The 16,785-nt window shown below is 33.7% G+C and carries 13 protein-coding genes; 9 read left to right on the forward strand and 4 right to left on the reverse strand.

The window, feature by feature from the left end; translation table 11 throughout:
- The first annotated feature begins 26 nt into the window (after nucleotides 1–26).
- Nucleotides 27–587, forward strand: coding sequence for a sugar O-acetyltransferase (locus tag AAA453_RS03515; RefSeq protein ID WP_427706316.1), 561 nt, complete (start codon nucleotides 27–29; stop codon nucleotides 585–587).
- A gap of 395 nt (nucleotides 588–982) precedes the next feature.
- Nucleotides 983–1,999, forward strand: a complete 1,017-nt coding sequence (locus AAA453_RS03520) for a PTS sugar transporter subunit IIC (RefSeq protein WP_427706318.1) — start codon at nucleotides 983–985, stop codon at nucleotides 1,997–1,999.
- Nucleotides 2,000–2,123: 124 nt separating this feature from the next.
- On the opposite strand, the gene AAA453_RS03525 is transcribed toward AAA453_RS03520, so the two are convergent.
- Nucleotides 2,124–2,909: a putative hydro-lyase gene (locus AAA453_RS03525; RefSeq protein ID WP_427706320.1), complete on the reverse strand. Its 786-nt coding sequence runs from the start codon at nucleotides 2,907–2,909 to the stop codon at nucleotides 2,124–2,126.
- A 127-nt stretch (nucleotides 2,910–3,036) separates the two neighbouring features.
- Nucleotides 3,037–4,743: a BCCT family transporter gene (locus AAA453_RS03530; RefSeq protein ID WP_427706322.1), complete on the reverse strand. Its 1,707-nt coding sequence runs from the start codon at nucleotides 4,741–4,743 to the stop codon at nucleotides 3,037–3,039.
- A gap of 201 nt (nucleotides 4,744–4,944) precedes the next feature.
- Between AAA453_RS03530 and AAA453_RS03535 the strand changes: the two genes are divergently transcribed.
- The gene (locus AAA453_RS03535; protein WP_427706324.1) at nucleotides 4,945–5,562 is read left to right on the forward strand and encodes a DUF4064 domain-containing protein; all 618 of its coding nucleotides are present in this window, start codon (nucleotides 4,945–4,947) and stop codon (nucleotides 5,560–5,562) included.
- A 182-nt stretch (nucleotides 5,563–5,744) separates the two neighbouring features.
- Here the strand turns inward: AAA453_RS03535 and AAA453_RS03540 are convergent, their stop codons facing one another.
- Nucleotides 5,745–6,815 (reverse strand): acyltransferase family protein, encoded by a 1,071-nt coding sequence (locus AAA453_RS03540; protein WP_427706326.1) that lies wholly within the window; start codon nucleotides 6,813–6,815, stop codon nucleotides 5,745–5,747.
- Nucleotides 6,816–7,152: 337 nt separating this feature from the next.
- Between AAA453_RS03540 and pruA the strand changes: the two genes are divergently transcribed.
- Nucleotides 7,153–8,697 (forward strand): L-glutamate gamma-semialdehyde dehydrogenase, encoded by a 1,545-nt coding sequence (gene pruA, locus AAA453_RS03545; protein WP_002511548.1) that lies wholly within the window; start codon nucleotides 7,153–7,155, stop codon nucleotides 8,695–8,697.
- 73 nt (nucleotides 8,698–8,770) lie between these two features.
- On the opposite strand, the gene AAA453_RS03550 is transcribed toward pruA, so the two are convergent.
- Nucleotides 8,771–9,322 (reverse strand): TetR/AcrR family transcriptional regulator, encoded by a 552-nt coding sequence (locus AAA453_RS03550; RefSeq protein WP_069818170.1) that lies wholly within the window; start codon nucleotides 9,320–9,322, stop codon nucleotides 8,771–8,773.
- Between the two features lie 147 nt (nucleotides 9,323–9,469).
- On the opposite strand from AAA453_RS03550, the gene AAA453_RS03555 reads away from it, so the two are divergent.
- The 5 genes from AAA453_RS03555 to AAA453_RS03575 all read left to right on the forward strand — a co-directional run bounded on the left by AAA453_RS03555 (nucleotide 9,470) and on the right by AAA453_RS03575 (nucleotide 16,550).
- Entirely contained in the window at nucleotides 9,470–11,998 is a 2,529-nt protein-coding gene (locus tag AAA453_RS03555) for an MMPL family transporter (protein ID WP_069818171.1), read from the forward strand.
- A gap of 399 nt (nucleotides 11,999–12,397) precedes the next feature.
- Nucleotides 12,398–13,573 (forward strand): M20 family metallopeptidase, encoded by a 1,176-nt coding sequence (locus tag AAA453_RS03560; RefSeq protein ID WP_069833186.1) that lies wholly within the window; start codon nucleotides 12,398–12,400, stop codon nucleotides 13,571–13,573.
- 157 nt (nucleotides 13,574–13,730) lie between these two features.
- Nucleotides 13,731–14,195 carry a hypothetical protein gene (locus tag AAA453_RS03565; protein ID WP_069818173.1) on the forward strand — a complete coding sequence of 155 codons (465 nt, stop codon included), beginning with the start codon at nucleotides 13,731–13,733 and terminating at the stop codon, nucleotides 14,193–14,195.
- A 45-nt stretch (nucleotides 14,196–14,240) separates the two neighbouring features.
- Entirely contained in the window at nucleotides 14,241–14,930 is a 690-nt protein-coding gene (locus tag AAA453_RS03570) for an alpha/beta hydrolase (protein WP_427706328.1), read from the forward strand.
- Between the two features lie 234 nt (nucleotides 14,931–15,164).
- Nucleotides 15,165–16,550, forward strand: coding sequence for an MFS transporter (locus AAA453_RS03575; RefSeq protein WP_427706330.1), 1,386 nt, complete (start codon nucleotides 15,165–15,167; stop codon nucleotides 16,548–16,550).
- Nucleotides 16,551–16,785 lie beyond the last annotated feature (235 nt).

Genomic DNA, 16,785 nt, shown 5'->3' on the forward strand with positions numbered 1-16,785 from the left:
AAATTTAGTGAGGGAGGGGTAAATGTATGAGTGAAAAAGAAAAGATGTTAGCAGGTGAATGGTATGACGCTAACTTTGATGAAGCTTTGGATGTTGAAAGAAATAAAGCGAAAGATCTTTGCTTTGAATTAAACCACACAAAGCCGAGCAATTCAGAAAAACGCAATGCAATTTTAACTGACTTACTCAATGATAAGCCAGATAATTTAGAAATATTAAGTCCATTTCAAGTAGATTATGGCTATAATGTTTTTTTAGGAAATAACGTATTTGTAAATCATGATTGTTATTTTATGGATGGCGGAAAGATTTTCATTGGAAATCATGTCTTTATAGGTCCTAAATGCGGACTTTACACGGCTGTCCATCCTCTTCAATATCAACAAAGAAATTCAGGATTAGAGCAAGCATTGCCAATTACTATTGGAAATCATGTGTGGCTAGGGGCCAATGTTTTAGTTTTACCAGGTGTTACGATTGGTGATGGAGCAGTCATTGGGGCAGGTAGTCTTGTGGCTAAGGATATTCCAGAAAATGTAGTAGCAGTCGGGTCACCAGCTAAACCTATCAGTAAAATAGATAATTAATAGATAAAAAGCGATGATAGCATTCATTACGTAATGGATGTTACCATCGCTTTTTTCTTGTACATAGTGTAAATAATCATGAAATATAAAAATAATCTACAATAGTCATTATCATTAAATCGTGTAATATTAAAAAACAAATTAAAATAATGTAGAAAAATATTCCGCGGGGCTTAAATTTAAAATAATAAAATTGTTCGGAATATAATAGTGAAATGTGTTAAGATATAAAAATGTGAGTGAAAAGGTAAGTAGTATAATTGTAGATTAATATATAAGATAGATGAATCTGATTTTTAGAAAGGAATCGATAAATCCGCTTATAGTTAGAATTGAAACAATTATTTCCACACAAAACATAACTACTTCAAGAAAAGGAAAGAGGCATTTCAAAGATGGATATATTAATTGGAACTTTGTTTTTAGTTGTAGTATTAGCGTTATTTACACTGTTTACATATCGAGCACCTATGGGTATGCGTGCAATGGGTGCTTTAGCAAATGCTGCAATAGCAACATTCTTAGTTGAGGCATTTCATAAATACGTAGGTGGCGACCTATTAGGTATTAAATTTTTAGGTGAACTTGGCGATGCTGCTGGAGGTCTTGGCGGTGTAGCTGCAGCTGGACTTGTAGCATTAGCTATCGGTGTTTCACCTGTATATGCTTTAGTTATAGCTGCGTCATGTGGAGGGCTAGATTTAATACCTGGTTTCGTAGCTGGGTATGTTGTTGGTTATCTAATGAAATATGCGGAAAGAAAAGTACCAGATGGTATAGATTTGATTGTAGGTATTTTAATTATTGCGCCATTAGCAAGATTAGTTGCGACGGGTATTACCCCATTAGTAAATAATTCATTGTTAAAAATAGGTGACATCATTCAAAGTTCTACAGAAATCAACCCAATTATTATGGGAATTATTCTTGGTGGTGTTATTACAGTAGTAGGAACAGCACCGTTAAGTTCTATGGCTTTAACGGCATTACTTGGTCTGACTGGTATGCCAATGGCAATTGCTGCTATGGTTTCTTTCTCATCATCATTTATTAACGGCACAATGTTTAATAAATTGAAATTAGGTGATCGTAAATCAAGAATTGCTGTTTGTATTGAACCGCTATCTCAAGCAGATATTGTATCGGCGAATCCCGTTCCAATATATACTGCGAATTTTATAGGTGGTGCATTGGCAGGTGCGGTTATCGCTTCTTCTGGAATGATAAATGATGCAACTGGTACGGCAACACCACTAGCTGGTTTCTTAGTCATGTTTGGATTTAATGATCCATTGAAAATTTTCATTTATGGCGCAATTATCGCTGTTATTGGTCTAATTGTAGGCTATGTATGTTCTAAAATTTTCAAAAATTATCCAATTGTAACGCAAGAGGATATAGAATCCCGTTAAAACATACGCTGTAATGCGTTGAACTATAAAATATTGATGAATAAAGGACGTTTAGATTTTTCAAATGAAATCTAAACGTCCTTTTATTTTTGAGATAGTTGAAACAGTAATAGCTAACTAGTTATTAATCACTGATTTGACTATTAAGTATATCTGTAATAAACATATGTCCTGGTGCGTGGGTTATCATCAATTCTGGCTTCGCATCTAGAGCGATAGATTGTGGTGTCACACCACATCCCCAAAAGACAGGAACTTCATTTTCTTTTATTGTGGCAGGTTCTCCAAAATCAGGTTTTGTAATATTATCAATACCTATTTTAGACGGATCGCCAATATGTAGTGGAGTCCCATGCATATTTTTAAAACGCGAAGTAATTTCAGTTGCTTTAATGGCTTGCTGCATTGTCATAGGGCGCATGCTTACGGTGATATTACCTGTGAATTCGCCACTTGGTTCTGCAGGTATATCAGTGATGAACATAGGTACGTTGTGCTCTTCTTCAATATGTCGAATCGGAATGCCGGCTTCTAATAACGCATGTTCAAAGGTGAAACTACAACCGATTAAAAAGCTAACCATATCATCATTAAATAGATGTGTGACATTTGTTGGTGATTCAACAAGTTCTCCATAACGATAGACGCGGTATTCTGCCACTTCTGTGCTAATATCTGCAAATTTTCCGTAGAAAGGAAATGTGGTAGAACCTTTTTCTGATACATCTAAAAGTGGACATGTTTTCGGATTTCTAAAACAAAACCTTAAAAAATCATATGCATAGCTTGAAGGTAGAATAACGACATTAGCTTGTACGTAACCTTTAGCCATACCACTTGTAGGATCAGTAAGCTCGCCATTACTAATCATTTCTCTTAATTTATGTGGTTGTATATTATCTAAATTCATAAAACCATCCCCTTAATTTAAGACTTATCGTTAGTTTAGCAAAAATAAGTCATAACAGTTAAATATATGTATATTCCAAGTTTATAAAAATTCCCCTCCATTAGTTAGAGAATGAAGGGGGATCATTTTATTTGTCGTTATTATTTTCGTGTTTTTTATCTTTTCTATGTTCTTTGTTTGATTCAGTTTCTTTATCATTACTAATAGTGCTTTGTTTATCATTTACTGAATCATCTTTTGAATCGCTAGTATTCTCATCTTCACGCTGTTCAAGTGGAATTGAATAATCTTTGTCATCATCTATATGTGTCATTTTAAAATGTTTCGTTGGTTCTCTACGTAACGCACGCATCAGTGACACAATCATTAAGAGTAAGATAATAGAGAACGGGAGCCCAGTGACGACAGAGGCAGTTTGTAAACTTGTTAATCCACCAGCAATTGTCATAGATACTGAAATTGCCCCGATTAAAACGCCCCAAATTATTTTGTGTTTCGTCTTAGGATTTGCTATGCCACCTGTTGCCATGCCCGAGACAATATGTGTTGTTGAATCAGCACTTGTGACAATAAATATAAATATCAGTGCGATTGCTAAAGCACTCGTAATGTCAGCAAGAGGGAATTTAGACAATAATTCAAACAAGGCTACGGTATAGTCTTGATCTACAACGTTAGCAATATTATCATTCTCGTTGAGTGCAATTTTAACTGCGGTGCCCCCAAAACCAGCAATCCAAGTAAATGAAATTAGTGGTGGAATAATGAGTACGCCAACGATAAATTCTCTTATCGTACGTCCCCGTGAAACGCGCGCAACGAATCCACCGATAAATGGCGACCATGAAATCACCCATGCCCAATAGAAGACTGTCCATTGTTGAATCCAGCCATTGTCTCCAGTGTATGGGCTAATACGTAAACTATATTCAATAAAATGGCGCAAATAATCACCAATTGCTAAAGTGTATGATTCGAAAATAAATTTTAAATCACCAAAAATGAACATAAAGATAAGGAGTAAGGCACCTAAGCCTATATTTATGTTACTTAGCCATTTCACGCCTCTATTTAAACCAGTTACTGCCGAAGTTAAGAAAATAGCTACCATTAAAACAGTAATTGTGATTTTAGTAATATTATTATTAGGTACGTTGAAGACATGTTCTAACCCGCCGCTAATTTGCATAATACCTAATCCTATTGAAGTTGCGATACCCATCACTGTCGCAATAATAGCTAAAATATCGATGATGTTTCTGTAAGGGCGCTTATATGCTTCGCCAAATACAGGCTCCATTGCTGTTGAAATGAGTCCGTCACGGTTTTTTCTGAATTGGAAATAAGCAACGGTGAGTCCGGCAATTGCGAATATAGACCATTGTGAAATCCCCCAATGGAAGAATGTATAACCCATTGCTACTCTTGCAGACTCGGCGGACTCATCTGCGACCGTACCTGGGAAGGGAGAATGTAAATAATGACTTAATGGTTCAGCCACGCCCCAAAAGACAATCCCTACACCTAAGCCTGCTGAAAATAACATCCCAATCCAAGAATGCATAGAAAACTCAGGTTCTTCATCATCTTTACCTAATTTAAAGCGTCCGTAACGCGATACAGCTAGCGCTATTAAAAAGATATCTAAAATAAAAATAATAACTAAGAATAACCATCCGAAAGAATTTGATATGTAGTCATAAACTTGTTGTGCGTATGTTCCAAACCCCTTTGGGAAAATACCAGCAACTAAAGTGATGAGTAAAATGATAGCTACTGAGATAATATAGACCAAATTACGATTTTTTGTTTTTCTTTTATGTTTATTATTCATGGCGTTTTTTAATCATTCCTTTGTTTATTTAGGTAATAATTAGATACCCCTATTATTATCTTGATATTCATTGGGCTAAATTTGTTTGTTTTAAGGTTTAAATACAATAGAATAGATTGAGCAGTCATATAATTGCATAACGTTATTTGTGTGGGGTATAGAATCAATGAAGCAAGAAGTAAATTCCTGAGGAGGAAAATTATGAAAAGAACTGTGGAAAAAATATTAACCTGGGTAGGCATTATCTTACAGTTTATCTTAATATTTTTAATGGCTATCGTAACGCCATTTTTAAATGATGCGAGTGTGAAAGACTCACTCATACAATCAATGAATAATAGTCGAGAATTTAACCAGTTATCAAGTCAAATGACACCGTCACAATTATTAGAGATGGCGAGTAGTTTGTTTATTATAGCTTTAGGAGCCGTTATCGTATGTACAATTATCGCAATTATATTTGCATTATTAATCAATAAAATTCCTAAGGTATCAGGTGTAGTACTGATATTAATTGCAATTGTTACAGTATTTACATTTAATTGGATTACCGCATTATTGTGGTTAGTAGCTGGTATTTTATTATTAGTAAGAAAAGCCCATAAACCAAACTATGAAGGTGTTAATCATTCAAATAATAGAAGCAATACAGACAATCATTATCAAGAGCGAAATGCTGAATTAAAAGATGAATCACCTGAACAACATTCTGATGACAGAGACTTTACAGAGCAAGGGGAACTAGGCGATGATAAAGAAGAAGCATCGACTTCTGGTGAACATACGTATCAACGTCGCCAAGATCGTAAAGATAAATAAAAATGGAACAAAGTCAGTTTAAGTAATTAAATAGGATACTTTCATGGTGAACGTAAGTTGATGAACGGTAACCCTATGAATAATAAAATAAAGAAAGAGGACTAGCTGTATTTTACAATCAGCTAGTCCTCTTTTAATTATTGTATTTGATATATAATTTTTCATTATAATTTGTTAGTTTACTAGTCCATTTTGCCGTGTTTATAACTTTCATATACTTTGTCATAATTGATGTGTCCAATACCACCTACCATAAATTTTCCGAGTTTGAATAAGTTGAATACATATGCTAAACAAACTGATATTGTAACTGTGAGGATGAAAGTGAAAGCAATGTTTCTTAATGAACTATCCGCTCTCAATAAACCTAAATCATGGACAAAGAAGTAATGAACTAAATATATACAGAATGAGTAGTTACTTATAAATAATACGAATTTTGGTACATATTTTACATAGGATGAGAATAAGAAAAATAGCAAGATCACCATTGTGACATAAAATGGTATATCAAAGCGTTTAGATTCTACCCAAGTACTAACACCGAATAAATAGTTACTAATTAATATACCTGCTGACAAGATTGTGCCAAAAACAATAAGCCAAGTATATTTTTTAATATTCTTCATGAGAGACTCATAATATATGCCTGTGTAAAAACCAAGTAAGAAATAACTAATCCAACCTAAAAAGAGCATCCAACCTTCTCTTCCCCAAAACAATCCTAAAATTGGATTTTCTGATGGGGGTACAAATTCTCTAAATGCCCAATACAATGTGGCGAATATGGTTGCACCAATAATTACAGGAATAGGCTTCCATTTGATGATGTATTTAGCAAAGAGAATGTGTAGTATATAGAATTGGAAAATAATTACAATAAAGTATGTCACAGCGCCACCGTGAAACATCGTATTTGAAACATGTCCAAAGTAATCTTCTAATGTCTCAGGTTCAAAATAGAAATATGAGATAGCTAGATTAACCACGATATATGGGATACCTAAATAAATCAATTTGTTTTTAAAGAAACCAGGTTTTGTTTTAACCTGATAATTTTTCGCTAATAAAAATTCTGAAATGAATACAAATAATGGCGTACTAAACATTAGCAATAATTGAAATATTCTAATGGCAGTGCCATGTCCCACAAAATCCATCTTGGAAAACGTGGTTGTAATCGAATGAATGAGAACAATACTTAAACAAGCTATAGTACGCATCCAAAAAATAACAGACGTATATGTTTTCATAAATAGCTTAACCTCTCGATTGTTCTTTTATTTTTGAAATAAATATTGATATGATTATATTCAAGTTTAAATAGTAACATACGTAATGAGAATTCAGTGTAAATATTAGAATAAAATTTATTAAATTAGCATTTACTATTTGTACAATAACAACAATAAATTTCAATGAATATAATAGCAAATTTTAGGGAATAATGCGAAATAGGTTAGATACGATATAATTAAAAAAAGTGATTGTAAGCGATTGCATTTGTGGTGTGATACATATACAATAAAATCAAGAATGGAATAATTCCATTTGTGTTTTCTATTTACAAACTTACATGGGGGTAGAAAAATGGTAGTTAATTATCAGAATGAACCAGGTATCGATTTTACAGACAGTAAAAATGTAGAATCATTTAAAGAGGCTTTAAAGAAAGTTAAAGGTGAATTAAATCAAAAAATTCCTTTAGTAATTAATGGGGAAGAAATATTCACAAAAGATACGTATCAATCTATCAACCCTGCCAATACTACTGAAGTTATTGCAGAAGTTTCAAAAGCAACTCAAGCAGATGTGGATAAAGCATTTGAGTCTGCAAACGAAGCTTATAAATCATGGAAGAAATGGTCACACAAAGATCGTGCTGAATTTTTACTTAGAGTATCGGCAATTATTAGACGTCGTAAAGAAGAAATCTCAGCAGTGATGGTTTACGAAGCAGGTAAACCATGGGATGAAGCTGTAGGTGACGCAGCAGAAGGTATTGATTTTATTGAATACTATGCGAGGTCAATGATGGAATTAGCGGACGGTAAACCAACATTGGATAGAGAAGGAGAACATAATAAATACTTCTATAAACCAATTGGTACTGGTGTTACAATTCCACCATGGAACTTCCCGTTTGCAATTATGGCTGGTACGACATTAGCGCCAGTAGTTGCAGGGAACACAGTACTTTTAAAACCAGCAGAAGATACACCATTAACTGCATATAAATTAATTGAAATTTTAGAAGAAGCTGGATTACCAAAAGGTGTTGTTAACTTTGTACCAGGCGATCCAAAAGAAATCGGTGACTATCTTGTAGATAGTGTACACACGCATTTTGTAACTTTCACAGGTTCACTTGCTACAGGTACGCGAATTTTTGAAAGAGCTGCAAAAGTACAAAAAGGACAAAAATTCTTAAAACGTGTTATTGCTGAAATGGGCGGTAAAGATGCAATCGTAGTTGATAAAGATATCGACACTGATTTAGCAGCAGAATCTATCGTAAGTTCTGCATTTGGTTTCTCAGGACAGAAGTGTTCAGCATGTTCTCGTGCAATCGTACACAAAGATGTATATGATGAAGTGTTGAAAAAATCAGTTGAATTAACTAAGAATTTAACATTAGGCAATACTGAGAATAACACGAACATGGGACCAGTTATTAATAAAAAACAATTCGACAAAATTAAAAATTATATTGAAATTGGCAGTAAAGAAGGTAAATTAGAGTTCGGTGGTGGCACGGATGGTACTACTGGATACTTTATTGAACCTACAATCATCTCAGACTTAAAATCAAGAGACCAAATCATGCAAGAAGAAATCTTTGGCCCAGTTGTTGGCTTTGTTAAAGGTAATGACTTTGAAGAACTATTAGACATTGCTAACGATACAGATTATGGCTTAACAGGTGCTGTAATTACTAATAATCGTGAAAACTGGATTCATGCAGTTGAAGAATACGATGTAGGTAATTTGTACCTTAACCGTGGATGTACTGCAGCAGTTGTTGGCTATCACCCGTTCGGTGGTTTCAAAATGTCAGGTACTGACGCTAAAACAGGTAGCCCAGACTATCTATTAAACTTCTTAGAACAAAAAGTCGCTTCAGAAATGTTCTAATTAAAATTATAAAATAATTTAAAAGCCTCTCATTGCTTTGCAGTGAGAGGCTTTTTGGTGTGAATTTATTGTTTTACGTCTTTACTTTGATATTAATCATTTTATGAAAGATTTCATCTATTTCGTGTGCGGGACGTTTGATATTGTGGTCGCGCATCCACTCCATAAAACCAAATAAACTTGCGCCATATACATAAAAAATCAGTTCGATTGGAACACTTGGATCTACAGAAATACGTGACATATTATCTTTAATGTCATTTTGTAATACACGGATGAAATAATTTGTAATCGTTCGTTCAAAATCTTTGTCTTCTATTTGCTTTTCTTTAACTTTGTTAAGTTCATCGATATCTGTTATTGTTTTTTCCATAATAGTAAATGGATTGTTAATACGTTCTTTAAAATCAATTGAAAAATAATCTTTCATTAAATAAGTAATTAAATAAATGAGTAAGTCATATTTATCGTAAAAATGTTTATAAAAAGTTGTTCGATGTACCAAAGCTTCATTGCAAATTTGGTTTACAGTAATTGTTGAAAAGGGTTGTTTTTCTAAGAGATCATAAAAGCTCTTAGACAGCGCACGTTTGGTTTTAATAACACGAAGATCTTTTTCATTCATTCTACACTTCTCCTTTTTTGTAGTTTAAATAGACACATTCGCATAATTAGTTCTTTTTATAATGCGGCTGAGCTTGTAAAATGTTAATATAAATAATCTACACTATATGTATAAACTATAACGTTGATTAAATTAGGAGGCAATAGTTTGGCAAAGTTTTTGTATAAATTAGGTTCGTTTATTGCAAAACATAAATGGTGGAGTGTAGTTGCATGGGTCGTTTTACTCGTGGCAATTATTATACCGCTTACAATAAGTTCACCTAAATTTGATAATGACATCACTATGAATGGTTTAGAGTCACTCGATACTAACAAAAAAATTGAAGATGAATTTAACCAGGATAGTGAAAAAGCTCAAATAAGGATTGTATTTAAAAGCGATTCTGAGAACGGCATAGTTAAGGAAGACATGACTAAAGATATCAAAGACACATTGAATGACATCAAAGACAATGATGATGATATCAAGAATGTTTCAGATCCTTATGATAATAAACAAATAAGTAAAGATAAAACAACTGCTTTTGCAGATGTCAATTATGATGTGTCTGCTACAGCTTTAAAAGCAGATTCTAAAGATAATGTGAAAGATGAAGTTGAAAAATTAGAAGACAAACATAACGTACAAGCTGAATTAATGGGTACAGGCATGGAATCTACTGAAATTGGTGGTGCTTCAGAAGTAATAGGCATTATCGTAGCATTCGTCGTACTATTAATTACTTTTGGCTCATTTATTGCTGCAGGTATGCCAATCATTAGTGCATTACTTGGCTTAGGCACAGGTGTAGGAATTATTTCATTACTTACTTACGCGTTTGATATTCCAAACGTTACATTGACGTTAGCCGTTATGATTGGACTTGCAGTTGGTATAGATTACGCACTGTTTATACTATTTAGATATCGTCAAATAGTGAAGACAGAACCAGATCATATTAAAGCTATCGGTTTAGCTGTAGGTACAGCAGGTAGTGCTGTTATCTTTGCTGGTGTAACTGTAATTATTGCAGTTTGTGGGTTAGCACTCGTTGGCATAGACTTCTTAGCAGTCATGGGTTATGCATCAGCTATTAGCGTATTAGTAGCGGTAATTAGTGCATTAACATTATTACCTGCAATAATCAGTATTTTCCATAAGAGTATTAAGCCTAAACAAAGTAAATCAGAATTTGAAGGCGATGTTGATACAGCTTGGTCAAAATTTGTTGTAGGTAAACCTTTAGCAGCAGTCTTAATTGGTCTTATTATTTTAGTAGTAGCAGCAATTCCAATTAGTGATATGCGCTTAGGCATTCCAGACGATGGTATGAAATCAGAAGATACAACACAGAAAAAAGCATATGATATTATTTCTGACAAATTTGGCGAAGGCTATAATGGTCAAATTGCTATGCTTGTGAATGTTAAAGATAAGAAAGATGATCCTCAAGCATTACAAAAAGATTTACAAGATATGACAAAAGATATTAATGATATGGATAACGTAGATATGGCGACGCCTCCACAACTAAGTGATAGTAAAGATTATGCCTTAGTTGCTGTAATTCCTGAAAAAGGACCTAACGCGCAATCTACCAATGATTTAGTCCATGATTTAAGAGATTATAATGATGATGCAAAAGACAAATATGATTTCAAAACAGAAGTCTCTGGTCAAAGTGTAATCAACATTGATATGTCTCAAAAATTAAATGAAGCAATTCCATTATTTGCGAGTGTCATTGTAGCGTTGGCATTTATTCTATTAATGGTAGTATTCCGCTCAATCATTATTCCATTGAAAGCAGTGCTAGGGTTTGTATTATCATTAGTAGCAACACTTGGCTTTACGACATTAATTATGCAAGAAGGATTTATGTCTGGTCTATTTGGTGTTGACACTACAGGACCATTACTCGCATTCTTACCAGTGATAACAATCGGTTTATTATTTGGTCTCGCAATGGATTATGAAGTGTTCTTAATGTCACGTATTCATGAAGAATACAGTAAGACACGAAACAATGAACATGCTATCAAAGTAGGTATTAAAGAAAGTGGCCCAGTTGTGGTAGCTGCAGCATTGATTATGTTCAGTGTGTTCATCGCATTTGTCTTCCAAGATGACGTGATGATTAAATCAATGGGTATAGCACTCGGTTTCGGTGTGTTATTCGATGCATTTATCGTGCGTTTACTATTGATACCTGCACTTACACAGTTGTTTGGTAAAGCATCTTGGTATATGCCAGCATGGTTAAACAGAATTTTACCAAGTGTAGATATTGAAGGTCATGAATTACAAAGTATGATGCCTGCTCAAAAATTCAGCGCATCAAAAGAAAGTTATGATCGTACATTCAACATTCACCAACAATCAACTACAACAACTAAAAATAACAATGAAATTCCAGTTGATAGAAAAACTAAAATGTTATATGACGAGATTGCGCAACAAACGGCGCAGACAGATTTCTTATATCAAGCATTAGAAGACTATCAAGCAGGTAAAAAACAACCGCATTATTACAGCGATAATAATGATGCTAACAATGTAGATAACAGTACAGAACGTCATACAACATCAAGTACAGAAAACAAAGATGAAGACGTTATGTCACTGTTAGCACAACAAAGTAAAAACATTAACAAGTTGAATGAATTAATCGAGAAAACGATAAATAAAAAATAAGTTTAATTATATTAAGATGCTTAATTATTAAGAGCATCTCTTACTGCCAACAAAATCCCGGATTTTGTTGGCAGTTTTTTTGTCCAAAGATCAATAAAATAGCATAGATTATAGCCGGATTTTTAATTTTTAATGAACCAAACAATGTAACAGCAGCATAAAGGATGGATTACGCTTTGTGTTAGTGCTGAGAAGTAGATTGACGGTATGGAAATAGAATGAAATATATGGATACCAGAAAGGCGATATTTTTATTGTTGATGATTATATTGATTATGCTCCTATCATTTAAAGAAGCATCACGTCTACGTTATTCAACAAAGGGTCTAACACATAAATTACACTCAAAAAGTATATAATGTAAATAAGTTAAATATATTTAATATAGGAGGAACTGTCATGGTGAAACAATTAATAGATATATTGAAAGAGAAAGAAAACCGAATGATTGAGATACGCCGCTATCTTCATCAATATCCTGAGTTATCTTTCCACGAAGAAGAAACGCCTAAGTATATTGAAGATTTTTATAAAGATAAAGATTGTGAAGTAGAAACGAATGTAGGTCCGAATGGTTTGAAGGTGACAATCGATAGTGGGAAACCTGGTAAGACGATAGCAATACGTGCTGATTTTGATGCTCTACCAATTCAAGAGGACACGGGGTTAGCATTTGCTTCAAAAAATGAAGGTGTGATGCATGCTTGTGGTCATGATGCACATACAGCATACATGTTAATTCTTGCTGAAACACTTATCGAACTGAAGGATCAATTTAAAGGTAAAGTTGTTGTTATTCATCAACCTGCTGAAGAAGTGCCTCCAGGCGGTGCACAAGCGATGATTAAAGATGGTGTCTTAGATGGAGTCGACCATGTATTAGGCGTCCATGTGATGAGTCATATGCCATCTGGTAACGTATATTATCGTGAAGGCAATGTACAAACAGGTAGAGATTTCTTTAAACTTAAAGTGAATGGGCAAGGAGGACATGGTTCTTCACCACATACGGCAAACGACAGTATAGTAGCTGGAGCATATTTTGTTAATGCTTTACAAACGATTGTTTCGAGACGCTTAAATCCTTTTGAAACAGGCGTCGTAACGATTGGTTCATTTGATGGCAAAGGACAATTTAATGTGATTAAAGATAGTATTGAAGTAGAAGGCGATGTACGTGCCTTGACTGATGATACCAAACATACGATTAAAAAAGAGGTTAAACGTTTAACTGAAGGCTTAGAGGCAATGTTTGGTGTGACATGCGAATTAGAATATAATGATGATTACCCTGCATTATATAATGATCCAGAGTTTACAAAATTTGTTGCAGAATCTATTGAAAACGCTGATACAGATGCGATTAAAGGTATAGAAAGATGTGAAGCACAACCACCATCTGAAGATTTTGCATATTATGCTAAAGCTATACCTAGCACATTTATTTATGCGGGTGCTGCCCCTGATAATGGTGACATTCATCCTCATCACCATCCTAAATTTGATATCAGTGAAAAATCATTACGCGTAGCAGCTGAAGCAGTAGGCGTTACGGTATTCAATTACTTAAAATAAATTATTAAAACATCAAATAAAGGTTGTAGCTTATTATACTGGGCTACAACCTTTATTTTTGTGCGCTTATGATTTTATTCTTATTTTACATGTAGTTTATGTAGTCATATTAAAGTGTATATATAGAATAATAAAAAAATGAAAAAGGATGATTAAAATGAATGCGGATAAAAAATTAAGTGAATTGCTTGAAGATTATAATAAGCCATTAAAAAAATTATTCAAATATGATAAGTCAAAGGCACTTACATTTGATAAAGAAAGTAGAAGTGCAGTTCAAGAACAAAAAGGTATTTTTGTTATCTTTAAAAATAAAAAACCATTATATGTAGGACAAGCAGGTGGGTTTATGACGGGATATAAACTTACTCAAAAAGATTTAAATGATAAGCTGGCACAATTCAATGTGAAATCAGATGCTGGTACAGCAAAATTTAGAAAAGCCTATGTAGCACAACAAAATTTAGATGAATCAGAATTAAAAAATATTAAAGCTGAAGAACATAATTTGAAATTCCAATATATTAAAGTTAAAGGTAACCCAGCACTCATTAATATCTTGGAAATACTTGCTTTAGAATATGCGAAAGAAAATGATGTCGAATTATATAATTTTCTATAAAATCACCTGATGTCAAAGCGGTGAATAGGAAGAGGGTTGATTGCTATGAATATAAGAAATTTCAATATTCGGTTTCAACACCATGATATTAAAGTGAAATTACCTAAAGGATATTTTAAGCGTAACGCTGGTCCATACCCTTTAGTTGTTGTTCAAGATGGCGATGATTTATTTAAGGATATTGAACGAGAAATCATATTTGTGGGGTTACTGCCGAATGATGATACAATTTATGCGTCTTGGCAAGATGTAGTCGAGGATGAAGCATTTTATAAAGCAGCGGATGATTATATCTTATGGATTTCTGATCAATTGTTACCTTATTTAAAAAAATGTTTCAATATATCTGAACAACGTAGGGATATAAGTATTGCTGGGGCGTCACTAGGTGGATTAGTTGCGCTTTATGCTTTATTCAAGAAACCTGATGCTTTTGGCACATATATACTGCTTTCACCTTCAATATGGTATCCAGGCTTTCTAACATTTATGAAGCAACAACATATTATTAAAGCAGAAGAACATGTTTACTGGTACATTGGCATGCTTGAAGATGAGCAACATCCAGATATCAATACCAATATCTTAGCTCAAACTGAGCAAGGCGTAGACATTTTAAATGAACTTTTAATTTCTGAACAAATGTCATTTCACTTCGTTACAAGTAATAAAGGGCTACATCAGAAAATGTATTTTAAAAAATACTTTAATAAAGCGGTAAAAAAATTATTTTAGGTAATATACCCACGAAAATATGACAAATTATAGTCAATAGTTATCAGAAAATTCAAAATAACGGCATGTAAATTCTGACCTTTATATTTAATTAATGATAATATTTAAAGTGTAAGAAATTTCAAAAGAAATCATCGTGCCTAAAATGTGTAATAATCTCATTTGTAAAATACGAATACAAGAGTCTTTTGAAATTCTAACTTTATATTATTAACAAACATAGGGGATGCTTTTATGGTAGAAAAAATGAAACAAATTTCAGGGGGTAAATTGTTGACGGGTATTGTATTATCAATATTAACTTATTGGTTATTTGCCCAATCATTTTTAAATATTGGGCCTCAAATCCAGTCAACTTTTGGAGCTAGTCCAGGTATAGTCAATATTTCTATAAGTTTAACGTCATTTGTTACCGGTGTGTTTATGGTAGTAGCTGGTAATATTTCAGATAAATTTGGTAAGGTAAAGATGACACGTATTGCACTAGTATTAAGCATCGTTGGTTCACTTATGCTTATCGTCTCAGGTAACGTTGTATTGCTGATTCTAGGTAGAGTTGTGCAAGGTTTATCAGCAGCAATTATCATGCCAGCGACGATTTCCATCGTCAATGACTTTTTTGAAGGGGACGAAAGACAAAAAGCATTGAGTTTTTGGTCAATTGGTGCATTTGGTGGTACAGGTTTATCATCCTTCTTTGCAGGAGCGATGGCAACGTTTATATCATGGCAATCTATTTTTATTTTGTCGATTATATTATCGCTTGTAGCAATGATGTTATTAAAACATTTACCAGAAAGTGAATTAATTAAAGATAAAACAAATCGTTTTGATTATGTTGGACTGACAATATTTGTGATTATGATCGCGAGTATTAGTTTTGTCATTACGCAAGGATATAAAATGGGGTGGTTGAGTACACCGACATTAGTATTATTAGCTGTCTTTATCATATGTGTATTTATGTTCTTCAAAGTAGAACGTGGCAAAAAAGTGCCGTTTATCGATTTGGAATTATTTAAAAACAAGCCTTATATAGGCGCAGTACTTGCGAACTTCTTACTTAACACAGGCGTTGGTGTGATTGCTTTATTTAATATGTACGCGCAAGGTGGATTGAAATTTAGTGCGTTCCAAGCAGGTTTACTTACTTTACCGTACTTAATTACACTTCTTATTGTTGTGCGCTTAGGTGAAAAGAGTATTAAAAGATTTGGTGCGAAACGTGCGTTGGTTATCGGACCAATATTTACAGCAATAGGTATATTATTATTTAGTTTAACGTTCTTTGGTACCTCAGGATATATCGTTGTAGCGTTAATTGCATCAGTCTTTTTTGGTGGAGGTACAGGTCTTTTTGCAACACCTGCATTGAGTACTGCAGTTTCAACTACACCACCAGAAAAAGTGGGCGTCGCTTCCGGTATATTTAAAATGGGCTCAACACTTGGTGGCGCCTTTGGTATTGCGATTATGACTTCTATTTACACAGCGATTATGCAAAGTGGACAAAGCGTACATACAGCGGCAACAACAGGTTTTATCGTTGGTGCTTGTATCGTTGGTTGTGGTGTTCTTGCAAGTGCATTAATCATACCAACACGTAAAATAAATATGTAAATATTAAAATTAAAGGGAGTGGGACAGAAATCTAATTTTGCTAATAAAATTTCGTCGTATGAACCCAGCCCGGCACAGCTACTGTAAAATGGAATATAAGCGCTTCAGCGCTTGCATAAGAACTACTTGTCTTCATAAATGAAGTAGTAGTTCTTTAAAAGCTTGATATAAGCGCATTTTCAATTCAGTCAGCCACTGCCAATATAAAAAATGAGCCTGAGACATGTGCTATGTC

It is taken from the genome of Staphylococcus parequorum (assembly GCF_039237145.1).
Taxonomy (GTDB): Bacteria; Bacillota; Bacilli; order Staphylococcales; family Staphylococcaceae; genus Staphylococcus; species Staphylococcus equorum_A.